Raw genomic sequence first — 22,104 nt, forward strand, 5'->3', positions numbered from 1 at the left:
CCGAACCGGCGGGGGCGTTCTGACGTCGCTGCTAGGCGGACTTCTCGGTGCGCTGCTCGACGAGACGCGGCACGATCGTGGGCGCGGCGTTCTCGAGCACCGAGGCCCGAGTGATGACGACTCGGCCGACGGTGTCGTCCGACGGGACGTCGAACATGATCGGACCGAGGACCTCTTCGAGGATGGCTCGGAGCCCGCGGGCGCCGGTCTGACGCAGGACGGCCAGGTCGGCGATCGCCTCGAGGGCGCCGCGATCGAACTCGAGCTCGACCCCGTCGATCTCGAACATGCGCTGGTACTGCCGCACGAGGGCGTTCTTCGGCTCGGTGAGGATCTGCATCAAGGCGGGCTGGTCGAGCTGCGTGACCGTGGTCACCACAGGCAGACGACCGATGAACTCGGGGATCAGACCGAACTTGTGCAGGTCTTCGGGCAGGACCTCGCTGAAGAGGGCTGCTTCGTCTTCTTTGCTGTGCAACGGGGCACCGAAACCGATGCCGCGCTTGCCGGCGCGGTTCGAGATGATGTCTTCGAGCCCGGCGAACGCCCCGGCGACGATGAAGAGCACGTTGGTCGTGTCGACCTGGATGAACTCTTGGTGAGGGTGCTTGCGTCCACCCTGCGGCGGCACCGAGGCGACGGTGCCCTCGAGGATCTTGAGCAGCGCCTGTTGCACGCCCTCGCCCGAGACGTCGCGGGTGATCGACGGGTTCTCGGCCTTGCGGGCGATCTTGTCGATCTCGTCGATGTAGATGATGCCGGTCTCGGCCCGCTTGACGTCGTAGTCGGCGGCCTGGATCAGCTTGAGCAGGATGTTCTCGACGTCTTCGCCGACGTAACCGGCCTCGGTGAGGGCCGTGGCGTCGGCGACGGCGAACGGCACGTTGAGCCGCTTGGCGAGGGTCTGGGCCAGATAGGTCTTGCCGCAGCCGGTCGGGCCGATCAACAGGATGTTCGACTTCGAGATCTCGACCTCGTCGGCGAGCGACTCGGCGGCCGTGAGGGTCGAAGCGGCACGGATGCGCTTGTAGTGGTTGTAGACGGCCACCGAGAGCGCACGCTTCGCCGCGTCCTGCCCGATCACGTACTCTTCGAGGAACGAGTAGATCTCGCGGGGCTTGGGCAGGTCGAACTCGCTCGCGGGTTCGTCACCGGCCTCGGCGAGGCGCTCTTCGATGATCTCGTTGCAGAGCTCGACGCACTCGTCGCAGATGTACACGCCGGGACCGGCGATCAACTGCTGGACCTGCTTCTGGCTCTTGCCGCAGAACGAGCACTTGAGCAGATCGGCACTCTCACCTATGCGCGCCATGCTCGGCCTCCCTGATTGGCTGAGGTCGTCGACCGGGACCGGTCGCCTCGTGCAACGAGCCTAACCCGATCCGCCGACACTCACGGACCGACCCGGGTGGTTCGAGCACATCCGACCGGGGTGGGGGAAGAGCGACGTGCCGCCCGCCCGTCCACCGCTACGACGAAGGCCCCGGGCGGGTGCCCGGGGCCTTCGTCGTCATGCCGTGATCAGCGCGTCAGCGCCGCCGGCTGGTTCTTGCGCGAGCCGAGGACCTGGTCGACGAGACCGTAGGCGAGTGCCTCTTGCGCGCCCAGGATGTTGTCGCGCTCGATGTCGCGGTTCACCTGCTCGGGCGTCTTGTTCGAGTGCTTCGACAGGGTCTCTTCGAGCCAGGTGCGCATGCGCAGCACCTCGGCGGCCTGGATCTCGATGTCGGACGCCTGACCGCCGCTGCTGCCACCGGTCGCGGGCTGGTGGATCAGCACGCGGGCGTTGGGCAACGCGAGACGCTTGCCGGGCTGGCCGGCGGCGAGCAGGACGGCCGCAGCCGACGCCGCCTGACCGAGGCAGACCGTCTGGATCTCGGGACGGATGTACTGCATCGTGTCGTAGATGGCCGTCATGGCCGTGAACGAACCACCGGGCGAGTTGATGTAGAGCGTGATGTCGCGGTCGGGGTCCATGCTCTCGAGCACGAGCAGCTGAGCCATGATGTCGTCGGCCGAGGCGTCGTCGACCTGCACGCCGAGGAAGACGATGCGGTCTTCGAAGAGCTTGGCGTAGGGGTCCTGACGCTTGTAGCCGTAGGCCGTGCGCTCTTCGAAGCTGGGCAGGATGTACCGGGAGCTGGGGGTCTGCACTCGACCCGCGCCACCCATCATCGGGAGTTCCATGAGTTCTTCTCTTTCTCGTTCTGACGAAGGGGCGAAGGGCCTAGGCCTGGTCGGTGCCGGCGCCGCCGACGACGTCGGTGGCCGAGCCGCGGATGTGGTCGACGAAGCCGTACTCGAGGGCCTCTTCGGCGGTGAACCAGCGGTCGCGGTCGCCGTCTTCGTTGATCTGCTCGACGGTCTTGCCCGTCTGCGCAGCCGTGATCTCGGCCAGTCGACGCTTCATCGAGAGGATGAGCTGCGCCTGCGTCTGGATGTCGGACGAGGTGCCGCCGAACCCGCCGTGCGGCTGGTGCAGGAGGACACGCGCGTTCGGCGTGATGTAGCGCTTGCCCTTGGTGCCGGCCGTCAGGAGCAGCTGCCCCATCGACGCGGCCATGCCGATGCCGACGGTGACGATGTCGTTCGGCACGAACTCCATGGCGTCGTAGATCGCCATGCCCGCCGTGATCGACCCGCCGGGCGAGTTGATGTAGAGGTAGATGTCTTTCTCGCTGTCTTCCGCAGCGAGCAGCAGCAGTTTCGCGGCGATCTCGTTGGCGTTCTCGTCGCGGACCTCAGAGCCGAGCCAGATGATCCGGTCTTTGAGCAGTCGGTCAAAAACACTGTTGGGCAGTGTCACGTCGGCCATGGTGGAGCTCCCATTCGTTGTCGCTTGTCGTCGAATCTATCGGAGCCAACGCACGGGTTCCGGGCTGTTCGCCCACGGCAGATACCGCGCCTCCACGGCTCCGCGAACACACCCGAGAGCCCGGGAGGCGCGGTGCCGGGAACGACGGAGGGCCGGGCGCTTTCGCACCCGGCCCTCTCGACGTGACGGGTCAGCCGACCCGCCCCTGCTGCTTACGCGTGGTCGTGACCCGCGTGGTCGTCGTCGCCGCCGACGCCCGCGGTCGCGGTGAAGGCGGACAGGTCGACCGAGTCGCCCTTGCCGTCGACGACCTTGGCCTTGCTGAGCACGACCGCGAGGGCCTTGCTGCGAGCGACCTCGCCGACCATGGCGGGGATCTGGCCGTTCTGGTCGAGGACCTTGATGAACTCGCCGGGGTCCATGCCGTACTGGGCCGCACCCTGGATGAGGTACTGCGTCAGTTCGTCCTGCTCGACCTTGACGGCCTCTTTCTCGGCGATGGCGTCGAGGAGGATCTGGTTGCGGAAGGCCTTCTCGCTGCTCTCTTTCACCTCGGCGCGGTGCTCGTCGTCCTCGAGGCGGTTCTCCTGCTCGAGGTGACGGTGGACCTCGTCCTCGACGAGCTTCTCGGGGACGGGGATCTCGACGGCCTCGAGCAGCTTCTCGACGACCTGGTCGCGTGCCTGGGCACCCTGACCGAAGGTCTTCGACTTGGCCAGCTGCTCTTTCAGGTCACCCTTGAGCTCGTCGATGGTGTCGAACTGGCTGGCGATCTGGGCGAAGTCGTCGTCGGCCTCGGGCAGCTCGCGCTCTTTGACGGCCGTGACGTCGACGGCGATGAGGGCGGTCTCGCCCTCGCGGTCGCCGCCGAGCAGCTTTGACTCGAAGGTGGTGCTCTCGCCCGCGGTGAGCGACTCGAGGGCCTCGTCGATGCCCTCGATCAGCTCGCCCGAGCCGAGCTCGTAGGAGATGCCCTTGGCGGTGTCGACGACGTCGTCGCCGATGGTCGCCGTCAGGTCGATCTGCGCGAAGTCACCCGTGGTGGCGGGGCGGTCGACGGTGACCAGCGTGCCGAAGCGGGTACGCAGGTTCGTCAGCTCTTCGGCGATCTCGTCGTCGGTGATGTCGACCGTGTCGACCGTCAGCTCGAGGCCGTCGTACTCGGGCAGGTCGAAGTCGGGACGCACGTCGACCTCGACGGCGATCTTCAGGTCACCCGAGAAGTCCTTGACGTTCGGCCACTCGACGACGTCGGCCTCGGGACGACCGAGAACGCGGATCTCGGTCTCGGTCACGGCCTCGCGGTAGAACTTGTCGAGGCTCTCGCTGACGGCGTGGTTGAGCACCTCTTCACGACCGACACGCTGGTCGATGATGGGCGGCGGCACCTTGCCCTTGCGGAACCCGGGGATGTTGACCGACTCGGCGATGTGACCGTAGGCGTGCGTGACGCTGGGCTTGAGTTCGTCGGGGGTGACGACGATGTTGAGCTTGACGCGCGTGGGGCTGAGCTTCTCAACCGTGGTCTGGACCAATGTGGGGCTTCTCCTGTGTTGGTGGCGCTGAACTCACATCCGAGACAGCAGGTAGACGATCGTCGGGGCGACAGGACTCGAACCTGCGATCTTCCGCCCCCAAAACGGACGCGCTAGCCACTACGCTACGCCCCGTGTATCAGCCTGGAACCGGCCATCACGCGTGAGCCCCGTTGAGGTCGGGTACGTGAAGACCGCGTCGAGTCTAGCCGACGCCGAGGGCCCGTGACTGAGCGACCTCGTCGGATGCCTTATGCTGGTCTCACCCGTGCGGCCAGGCCGCTCACGGGGATGTAGCTCAATGGTAGAGCCTCAGTCTTCCAAACTGATCACGCGGGTTCGATTCCCGTCATCCCCTCTGTGTTTGTTCGACGCCTCCGGCGTCCGGCGCCGGTGGGCGCCTCGAATGAAATCTTCTCCGCACCTTGCACGCAGGCGTCGGCGCCGGTAGGCGCCCTCAATGAAATCTTCTCTGCACCTTGCACGCAGGCGTCCGGCGTAGGTGGGCGCCTCGGATGAGATCTTCTCCGCAGCCTGCACGCAGGCGTCGGCGCCGTTCAGGCGTCTCTCGGGCGACTCGGGGGGAAGTCCTGCTGGCGGATGATTTTTCCTGGCGCGACGTGACCCAAGATGGCCACATGAGACGCGCGACGTTCGCACGGGTCGCGCTGGTCGGCGCGGTCGTGGCCACCCTCGCGGCCGGGTGCGCCGCCCCTCCGACCGACGCGACCAGCGCCTCCGGGTCCGGCACGTCGGTCCAGGCCGCCGCCGCACCCGGCGTGGCCGTCGCTCCGAGCTCAGGGGGCGTGCGGGTCGCGATCGTCGGCGACTCGTTGACCGCCGGCGGTGGCCGCCTGCTCAGCGAAGGACTCACCGCCGACACCTGGATGACCTACGCCCAGGGCAACGGGGTCGACTACGTGGGCGGCTACGCCAAGGGCGGTTCGACGGTGCAGGAGCAGGCCGCTGCGGTGCGGCCGGTCGACGACGTCGACGTCCTCGTGCTGATGTCCGGCACGAACGACGTGCGCCTCGGGCTGACCTTCGCCGAGTCCGCCGCGTCCTACGACGCGATCGTCGACACGATCCGGCCGGAGCACGTCGTCGTGGCCGCGATCCCGCCCTACGACCGTGCACCCCGGGCCGCGGCGCGGTACGAGGGGCAACTCGAGCGCTACGTCGCCGACAAGGGCTGGACCTTCACCGATCCCTGGGGCTTCGCCCGGGCGGGCGACGTCTTCGCCGCCGGCACGACCGTCGACGGCATCCATCCCACGACGGCCGGTTACAAAGCCCTCGGCCATGCGTTGCGTGACGCCGTCCTCGACGTGGCGGGCCCGCGGGCCGTCGCCCCGCAGGCGGACTCCCCCGCCGACCCGGCCGACGCCGCTCCGGGCACCACCAGCTGACGACATCCGTCGGACGGTCCGGCAGCCGGTCGCGGGAACTCCGCCGAACCGGGGACGAGCCGAGTCAGTGCTGCAGGAAGGCGAGCACCGCCAGCACCCGACGATGGTCGGTGCCGCTGTCCTCGAGCAGGAGCTTCTGGAAGATCGAGGTGACGTTCTTCTCGACCGCACCCGTGCCGATGACCAGCTCGGCCGCGATGGCGGCGTTCGTGCGCCCCTCGGCCATCAGCGTCAGCACCTCTCGCTCACGCGGCGTGAGCGCGGCGAGCGGATCGCTGCGGCGTCCCAGCAACTGCGAGACCACCTGCGGGTCGAGGACCGTCCCGCCGTCGGACACCCGGCCGAGCGCGTCACGGAACTCGTCGAACGAAGCGATGCGGTCCTTGAGCAGGTAGCCGACCCCGCCCGAGCCCGCTTCGAGCAGGTCGCGGGCGTAGGCCACCTCGACGTACTGCGACAGCAGCAGGATGCCGAGGTCGGGCCGACGGCGTCGCGCCTCGATCGCGGCCCGGACGCCCTCGTCGGTGTGCGTGGGCGGCATGCGGACGTCGAGCACGGCGATGTCGGGACGGACCTGTTCGAGGTCGGCCAGCAACGAGTCGGCGTCGCCGTACGCCCCGACGACCTCGACCCCGATCTCGTCGAGCAGTCGAACGAGCCCCTCTCGCAGCAGGACCGAGTCGTCGGCGACGACGACACGGAGGGGCTGACGGGAGGGGCTCTCGAGACTCACGCGTCCAGACTACGGGCGCGGCCCACCGATCACGGGCGCGCGGGCGGCCCGGCCGGCGGGTCGAGCGGCCCGTCGGGCAGCGTGCCGTCGGGCAGCGCCGCGTCGGGCAGCGGCTCGGTCACGGCCGTCGACGAGAACGGCGGCAGCGGCTCGGTCGGCAGTGGCAGCGTCGGGTTGCTCGGCACCTCGATCGTCATCGGGATGCTCACCGTGACGATGGTCGGCCCGCCCTGCGGGCTGCTGATGTCGAGGAAGCCGCCGAGTCCCACGAGGCGCTCCTGCACCCCGGCGAGACCGTGGCCGTCGCGCAGGCCGGCGCCGCCGCGCCCGTCGTCGGTCACGACGAGCTCGAGCAGCGTGCCGATGCCGTCGGGAGCCTGTCGCGTGCGCAGCACCAGGTCGGCGCTGGCCGCTTCGGCGTGCTTGCCCGTGTTCGTCACCAGTTCGGACGCGATGAAGTACGCGTTGCGCTCGATGTCGCTCGGGATCACGACGTGCGCGGGCACCCGGTTGAGCATCGTCGTCGGAACCACCGAGCGGTCGACGAGCGACTCGAGGGCGGCGACGAGGCCGCGGTCCAAGAGCAACGGAGGCGCGAAACCGCGGGACAGGGCGCGCAGCTCCTCGAGGGCCTCGCGAGACTGCACCCGCGCCTCCTCGATGAGGGTCTTGCTCTTCTCGGGGTCGGTGTCGACGGCGCGGGAGGCCGCGGCGAGGTCCATCTGCAGGCGGACGAGGCGCTGCTGCGGGCCGTCGTGGATGTCGCGCTCGAGCCGTCGGAGGGCCGTGCCCTCGGCGGACAGGGCAGCCGTCCGCGAGATCTCGCGGTCGGCGAGCTCGACCTCGAGCTGCTCGCTGCGGAACCCGCCGAGCATGACGGCGGCGATCGCCTGGTGCATGACCACGAAGCCGTGGACGACGTAGGGGTAGACCAGCACGACGCCGGCGAGAAGGGCCAGTGCGAGGACGACGAGCACCGCGCCTCCGCCGTTGCCGATCGCGGACGCCCAGTTGAAGGTGTCGAACGGCGGCAGCGCCTGGAAGACGAGCACGACCCCCAGGACCGCGAGCACCGGGCCGGCCAGCAGGCCCACGAGGACGAAGGTCGTGAAGCCCGCCACGATCGGGAAGACCACGACGCCGTAGAGCAGGTAGAGCCAGTAGTGCGGGTTGGCGAAGACCGAGACGGCCCGCACGAAGCGGTTCGTCGACCGGCCCCACTCGGTGTTCGGCGTCCAGTCGACGGGTCGGATCGGACGGTCGCTGGCCCAGCCCAGGCGGAGCACCTCGAAGGTGCCGAACCACCGGGCGATCCAGAGCGCGCCGAAGACGACGACCGCCAGGAAGACGAGGGTGAAGAGCGAGTCGCTCGACCCGCTGACCGTGTGCAGGAACAACGCGGCGGCCACCGTCACGATGACGACGAGGACGGCCGAGAGCGCGACGTAGCCGAGTTCGCGGGGCAGCTCGCGCCAGCGTCGTCGGTAGCCGCCGGGGCGGGACGGCGGTGAGAGGTAGGGGTTCGCGGCGGTGATTGTGGTCTCCTGGATCATGCCTTCGAGCCTGGTCCGAGCGGGGCGTCCACCCCATGGTGCCAGCGCCCGGAACGCCGGTGGGGTTATCCCCCCTTGCGAGCCGGGTGAGGTGAGGCTGGCCTAGGTGAGCCGAGCCTCAGCTTGCTTGCGGAATTCTCCCAGACGTCTAGCGTTGCCTCCATCGTCTAGGAAAGGACCACGTCATGACCGACATCACCCGCACCGTCCCCCAGGGTTCCGTCGACCCCGACGTCGCCGCCGGCGTCGCCCAGTTCCTCAGCCAGATCGTCACCGACATGACGGCCCTGTCGGTCAACGGCAAGCAGGCCCACTGGCACGTGCGCGGCATCGCGTTCGTCGCCGTCCACGAACTCATCGACGTGGTCGTCGACCACGCCCGCGAATGGGCCGACCTCGCCGCCGAGCGCGTCGTCGCCCTCGGCCTGCCGGTCGACGGACGCATCGAGACCGTCGCCGCCAAGACGGTCATCCCCCCGACCTCCCCCGGCTTCAACCAGATCGACGTGACGATCGCCGAGCTGGTCGCCCAGATCGACGCGTCCCTCGTCGCCGTCCGGGAGGCGATCGACGAGCTCGGTGAGCTCGACGCCTCGAGCCAGGACGTCGCCATCGAGATCTCGCGTGGCCTCGAGAAGGACCGCTGGTTCCTCGCCGCGCACGTCGCCGGCTGACCCTCCTCGCCGGACAGACGAAGGCCGCCACCCCGCCCGGGGTGGCGGCCTTCGCCGTGCAGCGGCCTCGCGGCGCCGACCCGTCAGACGCTCAGGCGCTCAGGCGCTCAGGCGCTCCTCACGACGTCGGCGCTGCTCGACCGGGTCGGGCACCGGTGCCGAGGCGATCAGGCGGCGGGTGTAGTCGTCCGAGGGTGAGGTCAGGATCTCGCTGCGGTCACCGATCTCGACGAGGCGGCCGGAGCGCAGGACGGCGATCCGGTCGCAGAGCGAGTCGACGACGGCGAGGTCGTGACTGATGAACAGGCAGGCGAAGCCCAGCCGGCTCTGCAGCGAGCGGAAGACGTCCAGCACCCGGGCCTGCACCGAGACGTCGAGAGCGCTCGTCGGCTCGTCGGCGATGAGCAGCTCGGGGTCGAGCGCCACCGCTCGGGCGATCGCCACGCGCTGACGTTGCCCGCCGGACAACTCGTGCGGGTACCGCTCCCGCCACGCGCCACCCAACCCGACGTCGGCCAGCAGGGCGTCGACCCGGTCGGTCAGTTCGGAGCCGCGGAGGCGCCGCCGCACCTGCAGCGGCTCGGCGACCGTCTGGGCGATGCTGTACCTCGGGTTGAGCGACGTCGTCGGGTTCTGGAAGACGACGGCGACCCGCTCACGCATGGCGGCGATCTCGCGTCGTCGGGCCGTGCTCAGGTCGACCCCCGTCGCCTGCACGCTCCCCGCCGAGATCGGAGCCAGGCCGATCGCCGCCCGCCCGATCGTCGTCTTGCCACTGCCCGACTCGCCGACCAGGCCCAGGATCTCACCACGGGCGACCTCGAAGCTCACCGCGTCGACGGCGCGGAACCGGCCCACGAGGCGGTTGCCGTACTCGACGACGAGGTCGTGCACGGCGAGCGCCGGGACTGCCTCGCCCGTCACCTCCGCATCGGGCGTCGCCGGGTCGGCCGGACGCGGCTCGACCGCGACCCGGTCGCCCACCCGGGGCACGGCGTCGAGCAGGTCGCGCGTGTAGTCGGCCGCCGGGGCGGCGAACAGGGGTCCGACGTCGTTCGTCTCGACGACCTCGCCCGAGCGCATCACGACGACGCGGTCGGCGAGGTCGGCCACCACCCCCATGTCGTGCGTGATCAGCAGGATGCTGGTGCCCGAGCCGCGCTGGAGGCGGCGGAGCACGTCGAGCACCTCGGCCTGCACCGTCACGTCGAGGGCGGTCGTGGGCTCGTCAGCGATCAGCAGGGCCGGGTCGGAGGCCAGGGCCATCGCGATCATGATCCGCTGGCACTGGCCGCCCGAGAGCTGGTGCGGGAAGGACCTCAGCCGCTCCTCGGGCTCAGGGATCTCGACGCTCGCCAGCAGCTCGACCGCGCGGGCCCGCACGGCCGCCCGGCTCACGGTGGGGTCGTGCCGCCGCACGGCCTCCTCGATCTGGAACCCGACCGTGAAGACGGGGTTGAGGGCCGCCGAGGGGTCCTGGAAAATCATGGCGATCCGCTCACCCCTCAGGTGGCGCACGGCGCTCTCGGGCCGCCCAACCAGTTCGTCGCCGTCGAACACGATCGACCCGCCGACGGTGGCGTTGGCGGGCAGCAGACCCAGCACCGACATGGCGCTGACGCTCTTGCCCGAGCCGGACTCGCCCACCACGGCGAGCACCTCCCCGCGGCGCACGTCGAACGAGGCCCCCTGGACGGCGACCTGGTCGACCCCGTCGACGTCGAAGCGGATGGTGAGGTCGCGGACGCTCAGCAGCGGGTCGGTCATCGGGGCTCCTGGTTCGGGTCGGGCGGCGTGGGCTCGGCCTCCGGGGCCGTCTGGTCGCGGTCGGCCTTGAAGGCCTCCCAATCGGCGAGCATCTTGCGGTGGTACTGCGAGATCCAGGCCATGTAATCGCGGCCGTTGACCAATCGGCGCCGCACCTCCTCGTCCTGTCCGTTCGCGGGGTCGAGCACCGAGAGTCCCTGCTCGATCGTGATGCGCTGCCGGTCGAGGTAGCGGCGCTCGCCCGCGAGCCAGCTGCCCCAGATGTCGTCCTCGGCCCGGAAGTAGTGGCTGCGGTCGCCGGGCACGACGTGCCTCTTGATGAACCCCGAGTCGACCAGGCGTCGCGTCGACATCGAGACGGAGCCGGCGCTGGCGCTGAGGGCCGAGCCCAGGTCGGCCGACGAGACGAAGGGCTCGCGCATCATCATCAGGTAGCCGAGGATGCGCCCGTCCATCAGGGCCGAACCGGCCATCTCCCACATGACGGCGAACTGTTCGACGAACTCGCGGCGGGCGGCGTCGCCGACGGGGGTGACGGTCGTGGCGGTCGTGGCGTCGTCGCTCGGCATGCGTTCTCTCGATCCGTGGGGTCCCGTCTCGGCAGGGCGGGCGCTTCGCCGCCAGCCTAGATCGACGGTCGCGGACGTCGTCATCCGTCGAGCTCCGTCACCGGGCGCATGCTCATGCCTCCGGAGCCGCGCAGCAGCGTGACCCGGCCGTCGCCGTCGAACTCGTAGCGCATGGTCTCGCCCACCGACCCGAAGCCGTTGCCCTGCGCGATGAGCACCTCGCGGGGCCCGGTCACCCGCAGGCGGTCGAGCCCGTCGACGGGATCGGGGGTACCGGGGTGCAGCGCGACCAGGTTCTCGCCCAGCAGGGCGACGTCGACGATGCCGAACTCGCCCGCGAACCGGCCGGTGAACCGAGCCGGGTCGACACCGGACGAGGAGGCGCGGGTCGCCAACCCGGCGGGGGCCGCCTCCCGAGCCAGGTCGAGCAGGCGCAGCACGCCCGACGAGAGGGAGGTGGCGGGTCCGTCGACGGCGTTGGTGAGGACCGAGACGGCCAGCCCGATGGAGGGATCGAAGAGCGTGCGGGTGATGTGTCCGGGGTACCCGCCGGAGTGCCCGACCACGCGGTGCCCGCCGACGCGGTCGATCACGAACCCGAGTCCGTAGTGCGCCGAGGCCGGCTGCGACGCGTCGGACTGCCAGGCCTCCCGTTGGGCGAGCCGCTTGCTGTGCTCGCTCAGCAGGCGCTCGTCGCCGTCGAAGTGCGCAGAGGCGTAGCGGACCAGGTCGGAGGCCGTGCCGTAGAAACCCGTCGCTGCCGCCATGGCCCGCGTGTCGACGTGGTCGAGCCTCACCCGGGTCTGCGACACGTGGCGGCCGCTGTGGCCCGCCGCGTACTCGGCGGCGCGTGCGTCGTCCCACTCGGGCCCCGTGTGGGTGAGGCCGAGGCGGTCGACGATCGACTCGGTCACAAACTCGCCGTACGACCGACCGGACGCCGCCGCGATGACCAGGCCGAGCAGCGAGTACCCGAGGTTGCTGTAGTTGAAGGCGGACCCCGCGGGCGCCTTGTCGCCGTGGTCGAGCAGCATGTCGAGCAGCTCGTCCTCGTCGGGGAACGGACGGCCGTGCTGCCAGTAGTCGCCGTCGAGGCCGTCCCGGACGACCCCGGCACCGTGCTCGAGCAGCTCGCGGACGGTGGCGTCGGCCAGTGACGACCCCGACTCGGCCAGCCGCGGCACGAACGTCCCCACGGGGTCGTCGAGTCGGAGGGCTCCCCGCTCGACGAGCTGCAGGACGGCCGTGGCGGTGAAGGTCTTCGAGTGCGAGGCGATGCGGAACAGGTGCTCCGTGGTCAGCGGGACCCGCGCCTCCTCGTCCGCCAGGCCGTGGGCGGACGACAGCTGTAGGCCTCCGTCGAACCAGACCGCGGTCTGCACCCCGGGGACCCGCTCGCGCCAGCGGCGATAGGCCAGCCACCCGTCGACGTAGGGCAGGGCGGACCGCAGGTCGGTGACCTGCTGCGCGGTGAGGGCGGGGGTGGCGGTCGAGGGGGTCACGGGTCCTCCGGTGGGGGGCGTCATTGCTGGCGGCGGGGGTCGAGGGCGGCACGCAGGGTGTCGCCGAGGCTGATGATGCTGAGCACGGTCACGGCCAGGAACAGCGCCGGGAAGACGAGCAGGTGCGGTGCGTTCTGGAACTGGCTCGACGCGCTCGAGAGCTGCAGGCCCCACGAGATGGCGGGAGCCTCGAGGCCGATGCCCAGATAGGTCAACGAGCTCTCGGCGACGATCACGCCGCCGACCGTGATGGTCGCGACGACGAAGACCGGCGAGAGCGAGCTCGGCAGCACGTAGCGCGTCACGATTCGCCAGGTCGAGAGGCCCATGGTGCGCGCGGCGAGCACGAAGTCCGCCTGCCGCACCGAGCGCACCGAGCCCCGGACGAGGCGCGCCATCGTCGGCCAGCCGAACAGGGCGAGCACCAGCGAGACCGTCAGCACGGACCGCTCACCGGCACTGTTGAGCACCACGACGGCGCCCAGCAGCAGGGGGAAGCCGAGGAAGACGTCGGTCAGGCGCGACAGGGCCGCGTCGACGATGCCGCCGTACAGGCCGGCGATCGTGCCCACGACGATCGCCACGACCATCGAGAGCACCGTGGTCAGCAGGCCGACGGACAAGGAGGCGCGGGTGCCGTGGATCACGTTGGCGTAGACGTCGCAGCCCTGCAGGTCGAACCCGAAGGGGTGACCGCCCGTCGGGTCGGCACCGCTGAGGTTGAGGTCGCAGACGCGCGGGTCGCCGTGACCGAACAGGCCGGCGAAGGGACCGGGGAAGATCGCGATCAGGGCCAGCACGGCGATCACGGCGGCCGGCACGAAGAACCCCGGACGCCGGACGGCACGCCTCAAGGGGTGACGACGACCGTCGGCGAGGGACGGGGCGACGGGGGTGGTGAAGCTCTCGGTCATCGGCGCACTCTCGGGTCGAGCAGGGCATGGATCGCGTCGACCAGGAGGCTGGTGACGAGGAAGACGAGGATCAGCGCGGTCGAGATGCCGACCACCGTGGCGCCCTCGTGGCTGCGGATGGCCCCGAAGAGCAGGTTGCCGACACCCGGCAGGTTGAAGATGCCCTCGATGATGACCGTGCCGCCGGGCAGGTAGCCGAGGTCGGTCGCGAGGAAGGTCGCGGTCGGGATCAACGAGTTGCGCATCACGTGCACCCCGATGACCCGCCGCGGCGTGAGCCCCTTGGCCCGAGCCGTCCGGACGTAGTCCGAGCTCAGGTTCTCGAGCACGGAGGCGCGGGTCAGGCGCGACACCGAGGCCAGGCCGAAAAGCGCGATCACGATGGCGGGCAGCACGTAGGCCGTCGGCCACCCGGTCGTCACGCCGGCGACGGGGAACCAGTCGAGCCGGACCGCGAAGACGAGCTGCAGCGTCACGCCCACCACGAAGACCGGGATCGCGCTGGCGACGATGGTGCCGCCGAGGATGGTCCGGTCGACCAGCGTGCCGCGCTTCAGCGCCGACACCACGCCGAGGCCGATGCCCACGACGATCTCGAGCAGCCAGGCCGACAGGGCGAGCGTGACGGTGACCGGCCACCGGCTGGCCATCTGGTCGGCGACCGACTGCCCGGTGAAGGTCGTGCCGAAGTCGCCCCGGAAGAGCCCGCCGATGTAGCGCGTGTACTGCTGCCAGAGCGGCTCGTCGAGGTGGTACTCGGCGCGCAGGGCGCGGACGACCGCGTCGCTGAGCGGACGGTCCCCGCCGAGCGCCCTGATCGGGTCGCCGGGCAGGGCGAAGACCATGACGTAGATCACGAAGGTCACGCCGACGAAGACGACGGCGAGGCCGCCGACGCGCTCGACCACGGCCAGGACGGTCTTCATCGCGGGGCCGGCCCGGTCGCGTTCCCGGCGGTGTCCCCGGCCGCGAGGTGGGCCGCGGCCGCCAGCACGGCGCCGTACTGGACGCCCACCAGGCTCGAGATCGGGATGACCTCGGCCCGGTCGGCGGCTGCTGCCTCGGCCTGCCAGGCGGCGTAGAGCACCGCGGTCTCGTCGACCAGGCGACGCAGGGGCGCCGTCGCCGTGCCGGCGACCGCCTCGGCCTCGACCGCACGCAGGAGCATGCCGCCGTAGCGCAGCCGGAAGCAGTGCACGAGGTCCTCGCACGAGAAGCGCTCGGCGACGGTGGCGGGACGGGCGGACTCCGGGCTCGCGGCCCGCGCACGGTCGACGGCCCCCATGCGGACGAGCATCGGGACGAAGGCGCGCGAGGCCCGCAGGAAGGGCGACTCGAACGTGAGGAGGGGCTCCGCCCGCGCGAGGAGGTCGACGAGCGCCTCCCCCGTGGCGGTCATCTCACCGCCCGTCCGCCGCAAGAGGTCGGCGTACGACTCGTCGGTCGGCGACCCGTCGTCGGCGTCGGGGTGCTTCCAGTAGGGCAGCTCGGCCACGACCCCGAGGGTGCCGTGTCGGCTCGCGTACTCGCTCGACGACGAGCCGGCGATCTCGAGCGCGGGGTCCACCCCGAGCGACTCGAGGTAGTCGTAGGCGTCGGCGATCGTGCCGGTGCCGAACACCGCCGGCGCGTACCGCTCGAGGAACGGCGACTCGGGCTCGCCCGTGTCGAGCGGCAGCCCGAAGGACGCGGGCACCGCGTGCAACACCTCGGTCAACTCGGGCACGGGGCGGCTCAGGTAGTAGTAGACGCCGCCCATCTCGCCGTTGTGGAGGCTCACGTAGAGATCGGGCCGCAGCTCGTCGATCAGGCGCATCAACCCGAGCGTCTCGGGCATCACGCGGTCGAAGTAGGCGTCCTTGTACGAGGTCGGGAAGGTCCACTCGACCTGCTCGTCGGGTGCCGGCCGGTAGAAGCGCCGTGCGTAGTGGCCCCGGTCGCCCGGGTCGGCGAACCAGCCCTCGTTGAGGCGGCCGCCGTCGGGGTCGATGCTCGGCACGATGTGCCAGGTGGCGTCGAGCGCAGTCCGCAGGTCGCCGTCGGCGCAGAGCGTCTCGGCGAGGTGGATCGCCGTCCACGACCCGATCGGCTCGTTGGGGTGGACCCCGCCGACGATGAGGTGGTCGCGCGAGCCCGAGCCGATGGAGTACGCATGGATCGGCTCGCCCAGGCGGCTCGTCGCCACCCGCCGACTCGAGACGAGACCGGGGTTCTCGCGCTCGAGGCGGGCGAAGTGCCGGCAGAGGTCGTCGAGGGTGGGGAACCCGTCGAGCGGCGGCACCGCCCCGGCCCGACGGACGATGTCGTCCGTCGAGCCGACGACGGCGGAGGAGGTGCGGGTGACGCGGTCGTGGATCGTCACTGCAGGGTGATCCCCTGCACGATCGGGCTGCCCGCGGCCTGCGGCAGCGTCGCGATCTTCTCGCTGGTCACGTAGGAGTACTTGTCGGAGAAAGTGGGCGCGACCGGGAAGTCCTCGAGCACCCGCTCCTGCACGGCCCGGTAGGCCTCGGTAGCGGCCTCGGGCGTCGCGGCCTGGTCGGCCGCGTCGAGCAGCGCGTCGACGTCGGGCGAGCTGTACCAGGTGCAGTCGTGGCACCCGCCGGCCTCGGTGAACAGCGACCGCAGCGTGTTCTGCTGGCTGACGTAGAGGGCACCCCAGTGGCCGAAGTGCGGCCCGGCCGTGGTGCGATCGACGAGCCCCTGGTAGTACTCGGCCCAGTCGGTGCTCGGCTTGGCCACGACGTCGTCGATGCCGAGGTTCTGGCGGATCTGGTTCGCGTAGGCCTCGAAGAGCGAGTCGACGCCGCTGCCGCCGGGGTAGACGATCTCCATGGTGCCGTCGAAGCCCCCGGCCTCGGCCAACAGGGCCTTCGCCGCGTCGGGGTCGAACTCGCAGTACTCTCCGCAGAGGCCGTCCGGCGTGCCCGTCATGGCGGACGGAGTGAAGGCCGTGGCCGGCTCGTAGAGGCCGCCGTAGATGGCGGTGTTCACGGCGTCGCGATCGATCGACATCGAGATGGCCTGTCGCACGCGGACGTCCGAGTAGCGCTCGTCGGTCAGCGGGAAGCCGAGGTAGTCGATGCCCGGGGCGTCGAACGAGTACAGCCGGTCGCCGAAGTCGGCCTCGGCCGAGGTCATCTTGGATGCAGGGAGGAACAGCACGTCGGCGTTGCCCGCGAGCACGTCGGTGTACGCGGTGTTCTGGTCGCTGTAGCTGCGGTAGGTGATGCTGTCGACCTGGGCGGCATCGTCGCCCTGGTAGTCGGCGTACTTCTCTACCGTGAACTCGGCGTCGTCCACCCAGGGCTCGGTCATCTCGAAGGGGCCGTTGCCCACGGGCTCGCGGTCGTACGCGTCCATGTCGTCGTACGCCGACTCGGGCATCGGGTAGAAGCCGGTCTGGGCCTGGCTGATCTGCAGGGGGAACTGGCTGTCGGCGTGCGTCAGCTCGACCGTGAAGGTCGTGTCGTCGACGACGGTGAGGCCGCTCATGGTGCTCGCCGTGGGCTCGCCCTCGGCAGGGTTGAGGTCGGTGTAGCCGACGATGCCGGCGAGCTGGCCGCTGTTCTCGAAGGCGTTGGCGGCGTCGGCCGTGTAGTTCCACGCGTCGACGTAGCTCGTGGCCGTGACGGTGGTGCCGTCCTGGAAGGTCCAGCCGTCGCGCAGGGTGATGGTCCAGGTCACGTTGTCGTCGGATTCGACCGACTCGGCCTGGACGTAGGTGATCGCGTTGTCCGCGTCGACCGAGACGAGTGGAGCGAACAGGCTCATCACCTGGGTGAAGGCGACGGTCTGACGCCCGGGGGTCAGGTGGTCCGGCTCTCCGGTCGCGTAGACGAAGGTGCCGCCCGCGTCGGCGGACGAGCTGTCGCCTCCGGCGGCACAGCCTCCGAGGGTGAGGGCCACGACGGTGGCGGCGGCGGTGACGAGGGTCGTACGGGTGGCTCTCATGTGTCCTCCAGCGCCCGGGGCGGGGCGGGTCGGGTGGTGCACTCCGATGCCGTGACGAGACGGTGTGACGCCACGCTAAAGAGGGTGGCCGCCCGGCGAAAGACCTGGGCGTCAAAAGTTTCACTACTTTTTGAAACCTTCATGGCCACGAAACATCGAGGAAACACCCGGGCCAGGGGTCAGAAGGTCCGGTGGGTCCACCGACCGGCCAGCAACGTGCCCACGACGGGGAGGGCGCGCAGGACGTCGTCGGTCGCGGTGAGCGGGTCGGCCTCGGTGACGACGAGATCTGCGACGGAGTCGACCTCCACCCTCGCCCGTCCGCCCGTCGAGGCCGCGAGCGCCGCCGAGGCGACCAGGCGCTGCTCGGGGTGCCATGGCTCGCGTCCGTCGCGCGACCGCGAGATCGCCGCGGCCATCGCCACCCAGGGGTCGAGCGGGGCCACCGGCGCGTCCGAGCCGAGCTGCAGCCGAACGCCGGCGGCGACCAGGCTCTCGAACGCGTAGGCGCGGTCGGTCCGGCCGGCCCAAAGCCGGTCGGCCACGTCGCGGTCGTCCATGGCGTGCTCGGGCTGCACGCTGGCCACGATGCCGAGGCGCGCGAACCGGTCGACGTCGCGCGCGTCGAGCAACTGCGCGTGCTCGATGCTGCCGCCGCAGCCGACCTGCTCGAGGGCGTCGAGCGCCTGGGCGTTCGCGGCGTCGCCGATCGCGTGCACGGCCGGCACGAACCCCGCCGAGGAGGCGCGGCGCAGCCACCCGACGAGCTCGTCGGTCTCGTAGATGCGCACCCCCCGGGCCGCGGGGTCGCCCTCGAGCCCGGGGTACGGGTCGTGGCACCACGCGGTGCGCGTGCCGAGGGAGCCGTCGGTGATGATCTTGAACGGTCCCATGGTGACGAGGCCGTCGGTGCCCGGGATCACGTCGCCGGTGCGCAGCCCGCGGGCGACGACGGCGTCGAGGTCGCGCGGGTAGACCCCGGGACGGATGCGCAGCCCGCGGGTCCCGCCGGCCACGCGCCGGCTCCAGCGGTCGAGCGACAGCGTCATCTCGAGGTCGACGACGCCGACGACCCCCCGCGCGGAGGCCGCGTCGACGGCCTCGGCGACCCACCCGTCGAGCTGCTCGTCCGGCACGACGCTCACGGCGGCGCTGACGTCGAAGGCCGGCTGCTCGCGCAACAGGCCGGTCGGGTGGTCGGCGTGACCGTGACGGGCCAGGGCGGACGAGTCGAGCCAGACGGAGTGCAGATCGTTGCTGACCAGGACAACCGCCACGTCGCCGGCCACCGAGTCGAGCAGCGCACGGCCCGGGCCGTCGGGCCAGAGTGCGTCCTGGAAGCCGTAGCCGACGAGGGTGCCACCCGCCTCGACCGGCTCGGCGCGCAGGCGCTCCCCCACGATCGAGGCCGCCTCGGCGGCGGACCGCGCCCGCGACAGGTCGAGCCGACGGCGCACCAGCGCCCACTGGTCCATGTGGACGTGGGAGTCCCAGAGGCCGGGGGCGAGCCAGCGGCCGTCGAGGTCGACCACCTCGGCACCGTCGGGGGCGAGACCGGACGCGAGGGCGACGACGCGGCCGCCGTCGAGCAGGACGTCCATGGGGGCGGGCCCGCCGCCGACCAGGCGGACGTCCCTCAGCAGCGTGCGCCGCGCCTCCTCGGCCGGGGTGCCGCCGCCGACCGTCATCGGTCGCGCACCCGGCGCATCTCGGCGGCGAGCGCCGGCTGCGCGTAGTGCTCTCCGTGCTCGAGCTCGTCGACGATGCGGTCGACGACCTCGGGCGCCTTGTTCTGGCTGAGCTTCGCGCGGGCGTCGAACCGGGTCACCCGCAGGCGGATGCCGACGGTGCCCTTGGCGACGCGTCGCGAGCCCGCGTCGTCGAGGGTGAGCGTGGACGGCTCGGGCATGACGCGCTCGAAGTGGTCGACGAGCTCGCCCAGCACCCGGAAGTTCTCGTCGTCGGAGAGGATCTCGGGCGTGCCCCAGAGATGCGCCGTGACGTGGTTCCAGGTGGGGATGATCTGCTCGGCCGGGTACCAGCCGGGCGAGACGTAGCCGTGCGGGCCCTGGACGATGACCAGGACCTCGTGCTCGCCCAGTTCGTGCGAGCGCTCGTCGGGGCGGCCGACGTGGCTGACGAGCACGATCGCCTCGGGGTCGGCGGGGTCCTCTTCGAGGACGACGGGGTAGTGGGACGCGACGAGACCGGCCGCCGTGTGCGAGACGATCGTGGCCCACGGGTTCTCGCGGACCAGCCGCTTGACCTCGCCGACGTCGGACAGGACGAACGTGGGGGTGTGTCGCATGGTGTCACCCTGTCACAGGTTTCAGCCGCGACTGAAAGCTGTGACACGCACGTAACACGACGGGCCCGCTCACACCTGGTCGGTCGGGCACCAGTACAGCTTGCGGCCCGCGGCCACCTCCATGACGATGTTCGTCCCGCAGACCCGGCACGGCAGGCCCTCGCGGTGGTAGACCCAGTGCCGGTCGGCCCGGCTGCGGAGCGCCTTGGCGTGCTGGGCCTTCGTGAGGCCGTCCATCGTCATCATCTGGCCGATCTCGACGCCGCTCTTCAGCAGCTTCGTCCAGTCCTTGTACAGGGCCCGCAGGACGTCTTCGGGCACCTGGTTGCCGGGCGTGTGCGGGTCGAGCCGGGCCCGGAACAGCAACTCGGCGCGGTAGATGTTGCCGATGCCGCTGACGACGCTCTGGTCCATCAACAGCAGGCCGATCGGGGTGCGCTTCTTGCGGACGGTCGTGACGAAGCGGTCGCTGCCCTTCTTGGGCGAGTCGACCAGGGGGTCGGGGCCGAGCTTCGAGATCGCCAGGTCGACACCCGCCGCATCGAGGACCTCGCACTTCGTCGGGCCACGGAGGTCGCCGACGGCGGTGTCGGTCAGCAACCGCACGCGCACCTGCCCGACGGGCTCGGGCGGGAACGACTCGATGTCGTCCTCGGTCTTCTCCTGCTCGGCCATGCGCACGCGTGTCCTGCGAGGGGCACCGATGCTCGCCATGGAGTCCTCGCCGTCGTCGTCGGGAGCGTTCTCGGCCTTGCGGGTGGCCGCCCGACGGGTGCGCGACTCGGCCATCGAATGGCCCGTGGCGATGTCGCCGGCGAAGTCCCACGCGCCGTAGAGCCCGAGATGCACGTGCAACCACAGACCGTTGTCGAACTCGAGGAACATCTGTTTGCCGACGGCCTTCGCATCGACCATCGTGGCGCCGTCGAGCCGGGTCGCCCCGTCGGCGAACCGACCCTGGGGTGAGCTCAGCTCGACGCGGTGACCGACGAAGCTCTGCTCGAACTGGTTGGCGATGCGGTGGACGGAATGGCCTTCGGGCACGGCGACACCTCTCTCGGTGGTCGATGGTGACGGTCTCACGCGTGACGGCGGAGACGACGGAGCGGCGAGGCCCCGGTGGGGGTCCCGCCGCTCTCGACGTTACGTCGTCAGTCGACCGGGTGACCGGCGATCGCGCCCGTGGTCTCGTACTCGCCGACCTGCGCGATGCGGCGCACGTGGCGTTCGTCGTGGCTGAACGGCTCGGCGACGAAGGCGTCGATGAAGGCGAGCGCCTCGGCCTCGGTGTGCTGACGTGCCCCGATCGCGATGACGTTGGCGTCGTTGTGCTGACGGGCGAGCTTCGCGGTCGAGTCGTTCCAGACCAGGGCCGCCCGGACGCCCTCGACCTTGTTCGCGGCGATCTGCTCGCCGTTGCCCGAGCCGCCGAAGACGACGCCGAGCGCCTCGTGGCCGGCACGCTGGTCACGCACGGTCGCCCGCGCCGCCGCGATGCAGAACGAGGGGTAGTCGTCGAGCGGCTCGTAGCTCGTCGGACCGTGGTCGGTCACGTCGTGGCCCGCGTCGGTGAGGTGCTGGATGACGGTCGTGCTGAAGTCGAGGCCGGCGTGATCGGTCGCCACGTGGATGCGCATGGTGACCATCCTAGAACCGGGCCACGACGGGGCCGACCGGCACCGCGCCTCCTCGTGGTCCGCGTCGGGACCCGAGGAGGCGCGGGTCCTCAGTCGAAGATCGGCCCGACCGTGCGAGAGCGCTTGATCTCGAAGAACCCGGGGTACGACGCCACGGCGACGACGCCGTCCCAGAGGCGAACGGCCTCGTCGCCCTTCGGTGCGGGCGAGATGACGGGGCCGAAGAAGGCCACGCCGTCGACCGCGATCACGGGGGTGCCGACGTCCTGGCCGACGCGGCCGATGCCGTCGAAGTGGCTGGCACGCATCTGCTCGTCGAACTCGTCGCCGTCGGCGTACCGCGCGAAGTCGGCGGGCAGCCCGACCTCGGCCACGGCCCCGGCGATGACGACGTCGCCGTCCTTCTCGCCCTCGTGGTGGATGCGGGTGCCGAGGGCGTCGTACAGCGGCTTGACGATCTGCTGACCGTGGAGCTCGCCCGCGGCCGTGACGAGACGCGTGTAGCGCAGCATGCGGGCGAAGTTCGCCCTGTACTCGTCGCTGACGTCGGCGTCCTCGTTGAGCACCGCGAGGCTCATGACGTGGAAGGTGACGTCGAGGTCGCGGTGCTGCGCGACCTCGTCGACCCAGCGACTGGTCATCCAGGCCCAGGGGCACGAGGGGTCGAACCAGAAGTCGACGACGGTGTGGGACGCGGGGGCGGGGGTGTCGGTCATGCCCTCAGTCAACACCCC

The 22,104-nt window shown here is 70.6% G+C and carries 20 protein-coding genes and 2 tRNA genes; 3 read left to right on the top strand and 19 right to left on the bottom strand.

The window, feature by feature from the left end; genetic code table 11:
- Nucleotides 1–31: 31 nt before the first annotated feature.
- From clpX to BIV04_RS12530, 5 genes are all read right to left on the bottom strand, one after another.
- Entirely contained in the window at nt 32–1,312 is a 1,281-nt protein-coding gene (gene clpX / locus BIV04_RS12510) for an ATP-dependent Clp protease ATP-binding subunit ClpX (protein WP_043597039.1), read from the bottom strand.
- A gap of 209 nt (nt 1,313–1,521) precedes the next feature.
- Nucleotides 1,522–2,187: an ATP-dependent Clp protease proteolytic subunit gene (locus BIV04_RS12515; RefSeq protein WP_055973728.1), complete on the bottom strand. Its 666-nt coding sequence runs from the start codon at nt 2,185–2,187 to the stop codon at nt 1,522–1,524.
- A gap of 40 nt (nt 2,188–2,227) precedes the next feature.
- Nucleotides 2,228–2,815: an ATP-dependent Clp protease proteolytic subunit gene (locus BIV04_RS12520; protein ID WP_043597035.1), complete on the bottom strand. Its 588-nt coding sequence runs from the start codon at nt 2,813–2,815 to the stop codon at nt 2,228–2,230.
- Nucleotides 2,816–3,027: 212 nt separating this feature from the next.
- Nucleotides 3,028–4,350 carry a trigger factor gene (tig, locus tag BIV04_RS12525; RefSeq protein ID WP_071256637.1) on the bottom strand — a complete coding sequence of 441 codons (1,323 nt, stop codon included), beginning with the start codon at nt 4,348–4,350 and terminating at the stop codon, nt 3,028–3,030.
- 62 nt (nt 4,351–4,412) lie between these two features.
- Nucleotides 4,413–4,485: transfer RNA gene (locus BIV04_RS12530), tRNA-Pro, on the bottom strand.
- Between the two features lie 152 nt (nt 4,486–4,637).
- On the opposite strand from BIV04_RS12530, the gene BIV04_RS12535 reads away from it, so the two are divergent.
- Nucleotides 4,638–4,708: transfer RNA gene (locus BIV04_RS12535), tRNA-Gly, on the top strand.
- A gap of 280 nt (nt 4,709–4,988) precedes the next feature.
- Nucleotides 4,989–5,759, top strand: a complete 771-nt coding sequence (locus BIV04_RS12540) for an SGNH/GDSL hydrolase family protein (protein WP_071256638.1) — start codon at nt 4,989–4,991, stop codon at nt 5,757–5,759.
- Nucleotides 5,760–5,823: 64 nt separating this feature from the next.
- On the opposite strand, the gene BIV04_RS12545 is transcribed toward BIV04_RS12540, so the two are convergent.
- Nucleotides 5,824–6,492 (bottom strand): response regulator transcription factor, encoded by a 669-nt coding sequence (locus BIV04_RS12545; RefSeq protein WP_071256639.1) that lies wholly within the window; start codon nt 6,490–6,492, stop codon nt 5,824–5,826.
- A 29-nt stretch (nt 6,493–6,521) separates the two neighbouring features.
- A complete protein-coding gene (locus BIV04_RS12550; protein WP_071256640.1) occupies nt 6,522–8,045 on the bottom strand; it encodes a sensor histidine kinase in 1,524 nt (507 codons plus the stop codon).
- 185 nt (nt 8,046–8,230) lie between these two features.
- Between BIV04_RS12550 and BIV04_RS12555 the strand changes: the two genes are divergently transcribed.
- On the top strand, nt 8,231–8,719 hold the full coding sequence (locus BIV04_RS12555; RefSeq protein ID WP_043597026.1) for a Dps family protein: 489 nt from the start codon (nt 8,231–8,233) through the stop codon (nt 8,717–8,719).
- Between the two features lie 99 nt (nt 8,720–8,818).
- Here BIV04_RS12555 and BIV04_RS12560 read toward each other — a convergent pair whose 3' ends face one another.
- The 12 genes from BIV04_RS12560 to BIV04_RS12615 form a co-directional block, all read right to left on the bottom strand.
- Nucleotides 8,819–10,486: an ABC transporter ATP-binding protein gene (locus BIV04_RS12560; protein ID WP_071256641.1), complete on the bottom strand. Its 1,668-nt coding sequence runs from the start codon at nt 10,484–10,486 to the stop codon at nt 8,819–8,821.
- Nucleotides 10,483–11,055, bottom strand: coding sequence for a GbsR/MarR family transcriptional regulator (locus tag BIV04_RS12565; protein ID WP_083396439.1), 573 nt, complete (start codon nt 11,053–11,055; stop codon nt 10,483–10,485). Before BIV04_RS12565 ends, BIV04_RS12560 begins: the two co-directional genes overlap by 4 nt.
- 80 nt (nt 11,056–11,135) lie before the next feature.
- A complete protein-coding gene (locus tag BIV04_RS12570; RefSeq protein WP_255364283.1) occupies nt 11,136–12,557 on the bottom strand; it encodes a serine hydrolase in 1,422 nt (473 codons plus the stop codon).
- 20 nt (nt 12,558–12,577) lie between these two features.
- Nucleotides 12,578–13,471: an ABC transporter permease gene (locus tag BIV04_RS12575; protein WP_071256643.1), complete on the bottom strand. Its 894-nt coding sequence runs from the start codon at nt 13,469–13,471 to the stop codon at nt 12,578–12,580.
- Nucleotides 13,468–14,397, bottom strand: coding sequence for an ABC transporter permease (locus tag BIV04_RS12580; protein WP_071256644.1), 930 nt, complete (start codon nt 14,395–14,397; stop codon nt 13,468–13,470). Before BIV04_RS12580 ends, BIV04_RS12575 begins: the two co-directional genes overlap by 4 nt.
- The gene (locus BIV04_RS12585) at nt 14,394–15,833 is read right to left on the bottom strand and encodes a M14 family zinc carboxypeptidase (RefSeq protein ID WP_255364284.1); all 1,440 of its coding nucleotides are present in this window, start codon (nt 15,831–15,833) and stop codon (nt 14,394–14,396) included. Before BIV04_RS12585 ends, BIV04_RS12580 begins: the two co-directional genes overlap by 4 nt.
- A complete protein-coding gene (locus BIV04_RS12590) occupies nt 15,830–17,425 on the bottom strand; it encodes an ABC transporter substrate-binding protein (RefSeq protein ID WP_071256645.1) in 1,596 nt (531 codons plus the stop codon). The genes BIV04_RS12585 and BIV04_RS12590 overlap by 4 nt, the downstream gene beginning before the upstream one ends.
- A gap of 179 nt (nt 17,426–17,604) precedes the next feature.
- Nucleotides 17,605–19,113, bottom strand: a complete 1,509-nt coding sequence (locus BIV04_RS12595; RefSeq protein ID WP_071256646.1) for an amidohydrolase — start codon at nt 19,111–19,113, stop codon at nt 17,605–17,607.
- A complete protein-coding gene (locus tag BIV04_RS12600) occupies nt 19,110–19,733 on the bottom strand; it encodes an FMN-binding negative transcriptional regulator (protein ID WP_071256647.1) in 624 nt (207 codons plus the stop codon). The genes BIV04_RS12595 and BIV04_RS12600 overlap by 4 nt, the downstream gene beginning before the upstream one ends.
- A gap of 69 nt (nt 19,734–19,802) precedes the next feature.
- Nucleotides 19,803–20,777 (bottom strand): Fpg/Nei family DNA glycosylase, encoded by a 975-nt coding sequence (locus BIV04_RS12605; RefSeq protein ID WP_071256648.1) that lies wholly within the window; start codon nt 20,775–20,777, stop codon nt 19,803–19,805.
- A 107-nt stretch (nt 20,778–20,884) separates the two neighbouring features.
- Nucleotides 20,885–21,370: a ribose-5-phosphate isomerase gene (locus BIV04_RS12610; RefSeq protein WP_043597130.1), complete on the bottom strand. Its 486-nt coding sequence runs from the start codon at nt 21,368–21,370 to the stop codon at nt 20,885–20,887.
- Between the two features lie 89 nt (nt 21,371–21,459).
- Nucleotides 21,460–22,086: a DsbA family protein gene (locus BIV04_RS12615; RefSeq protein WP_071256649.1), complete on the bottom strand. Its 627-nt coding sequence runs from the start codon at nt 22,084–22,086 to the stop codon at nt 21,460–21,462.
- Nucleotides 22,087–22,104 lie beyond the last annotated feature (18 nt).

Source organism: Frigoribacterium sp. MCBA15_019, from assembly GCF_001864945.1.
Taxonomy (GTDB): Bacteria; Actinomycetota; Actinomycetes; order Actinomycetales; family Microbacteriaceae; genus Frigoribacterium.

Excerpts from the sequence above, each read along its gene's own strand:
- BIV04_RS12575 (WP_071256643.1), bottom strand. The coding sequence starts at position 13,471 with ATGACCGAGAGCTTCACCACCCCCGTCGCCCCGTCCCTCGCCGACGGT.
- BIV04_RS12520 (WP_043597035.1), bottom strand. The coding sequence starts at position 2,815 with ATGGCCGACGTGACACTGCCCAACAGTGTTTTTGACCGACTGCTCAAA.
- BIV04_RS12600 (WP_071256647.1), bottom strand. The coding sequence starts at position 19,733 with ATGCGACACACCCCCACGTTCGTCCTGTCCGACGTCGGCGAGGTCAAG.
- BIV04_RS12615 (WP_071256649.1), bottom strand. The coding sequence starts at position 22,086 with ATGACCGACACCCCCGCCCCCGCGTCCCACACCGTCGTCGACTTCTGG.
- BIV04_RS12580 (WP_071256644.1), bottom strand. The coding sequence starts at position 14,397 with ATGAAGACCGTCCTGGCCGTGGTCGAGCGCGTCGGCGGCCTCGCCGTC.
- BIV04_RS12540 (WP_071256638.1), top strand. The coding sequence starts at position 4,989 with ATGAGACGCGCGACGTTCGCACGGGTCGCGCTGGTCGGCGCGGTCGTG.
- clpX (WP_043597039.1), bottom strand. The coding sequence starts at position 1,312 with ATGGCGCGCATAGGTGAGAGTGCCGATCTGCTCAAGTGCTCGTTCTGC.
- BIV04_RS12555 (WP_043597026.1), top strand. The coding sequence starts at position 8,231 with ATGACCGACATCACCCGCACCGTCCCCCAGGGTTCCGTCGACCCCGAC.
- BIV04_RS12595 (WP_071256646.1), bottom strand. The coding sequence starts at position 19,113 with ATGACGGTCGGCGGCGGCACCCCGGCCGAGGAGGCGCGGCGCACGCTG.
- BIV04_RS12515 (WP_055973728.1), bottom strand. The coding sequence starts at position 2,187 with ATGGAACTCCCGATGATGGGTGGCGCGGGTCGAGTGCAGACCCCCAGC.
- BIV04_RS12565 (WP_083396439.1), bottom strand. The coding sequence starts at position 11,055 with ATGCCGAGCGACGACGCCACGACCGCCACGACCGTCACCCCCGTCGGC.
- BIV04_RS12550 (WP_071256640.1), bottom strand. The coding sequence starts at position 8,045 with ATGATCCAGGAGACCACAATCACCGCCGCGAACCCCTACCTCTCACCG.
- BIV04_RS12590 (WP_071256645.1), bottom strand. The coding sequence starts at position 17,425 with ATGAGAGCCACCCGTACGACCCTCGTCACCGCCGCCGCCACCGTCGTG.
- BIV04_RS12560 (WP_071256641.1), bottom strand. The coding sequence starts at position 10,486 with ATGACCGACCCGCTGCTGAGCGTCCGCGACCTCACCATCCGCTTCGAC.
- BIV04_RS12610 (WP_043597130.1), bottom strand. The coding sequence starts at position 21,370 with ATGCGCATCCACGTGGCGACCGATCACGCCGGCCTCGACTTCAGCACG.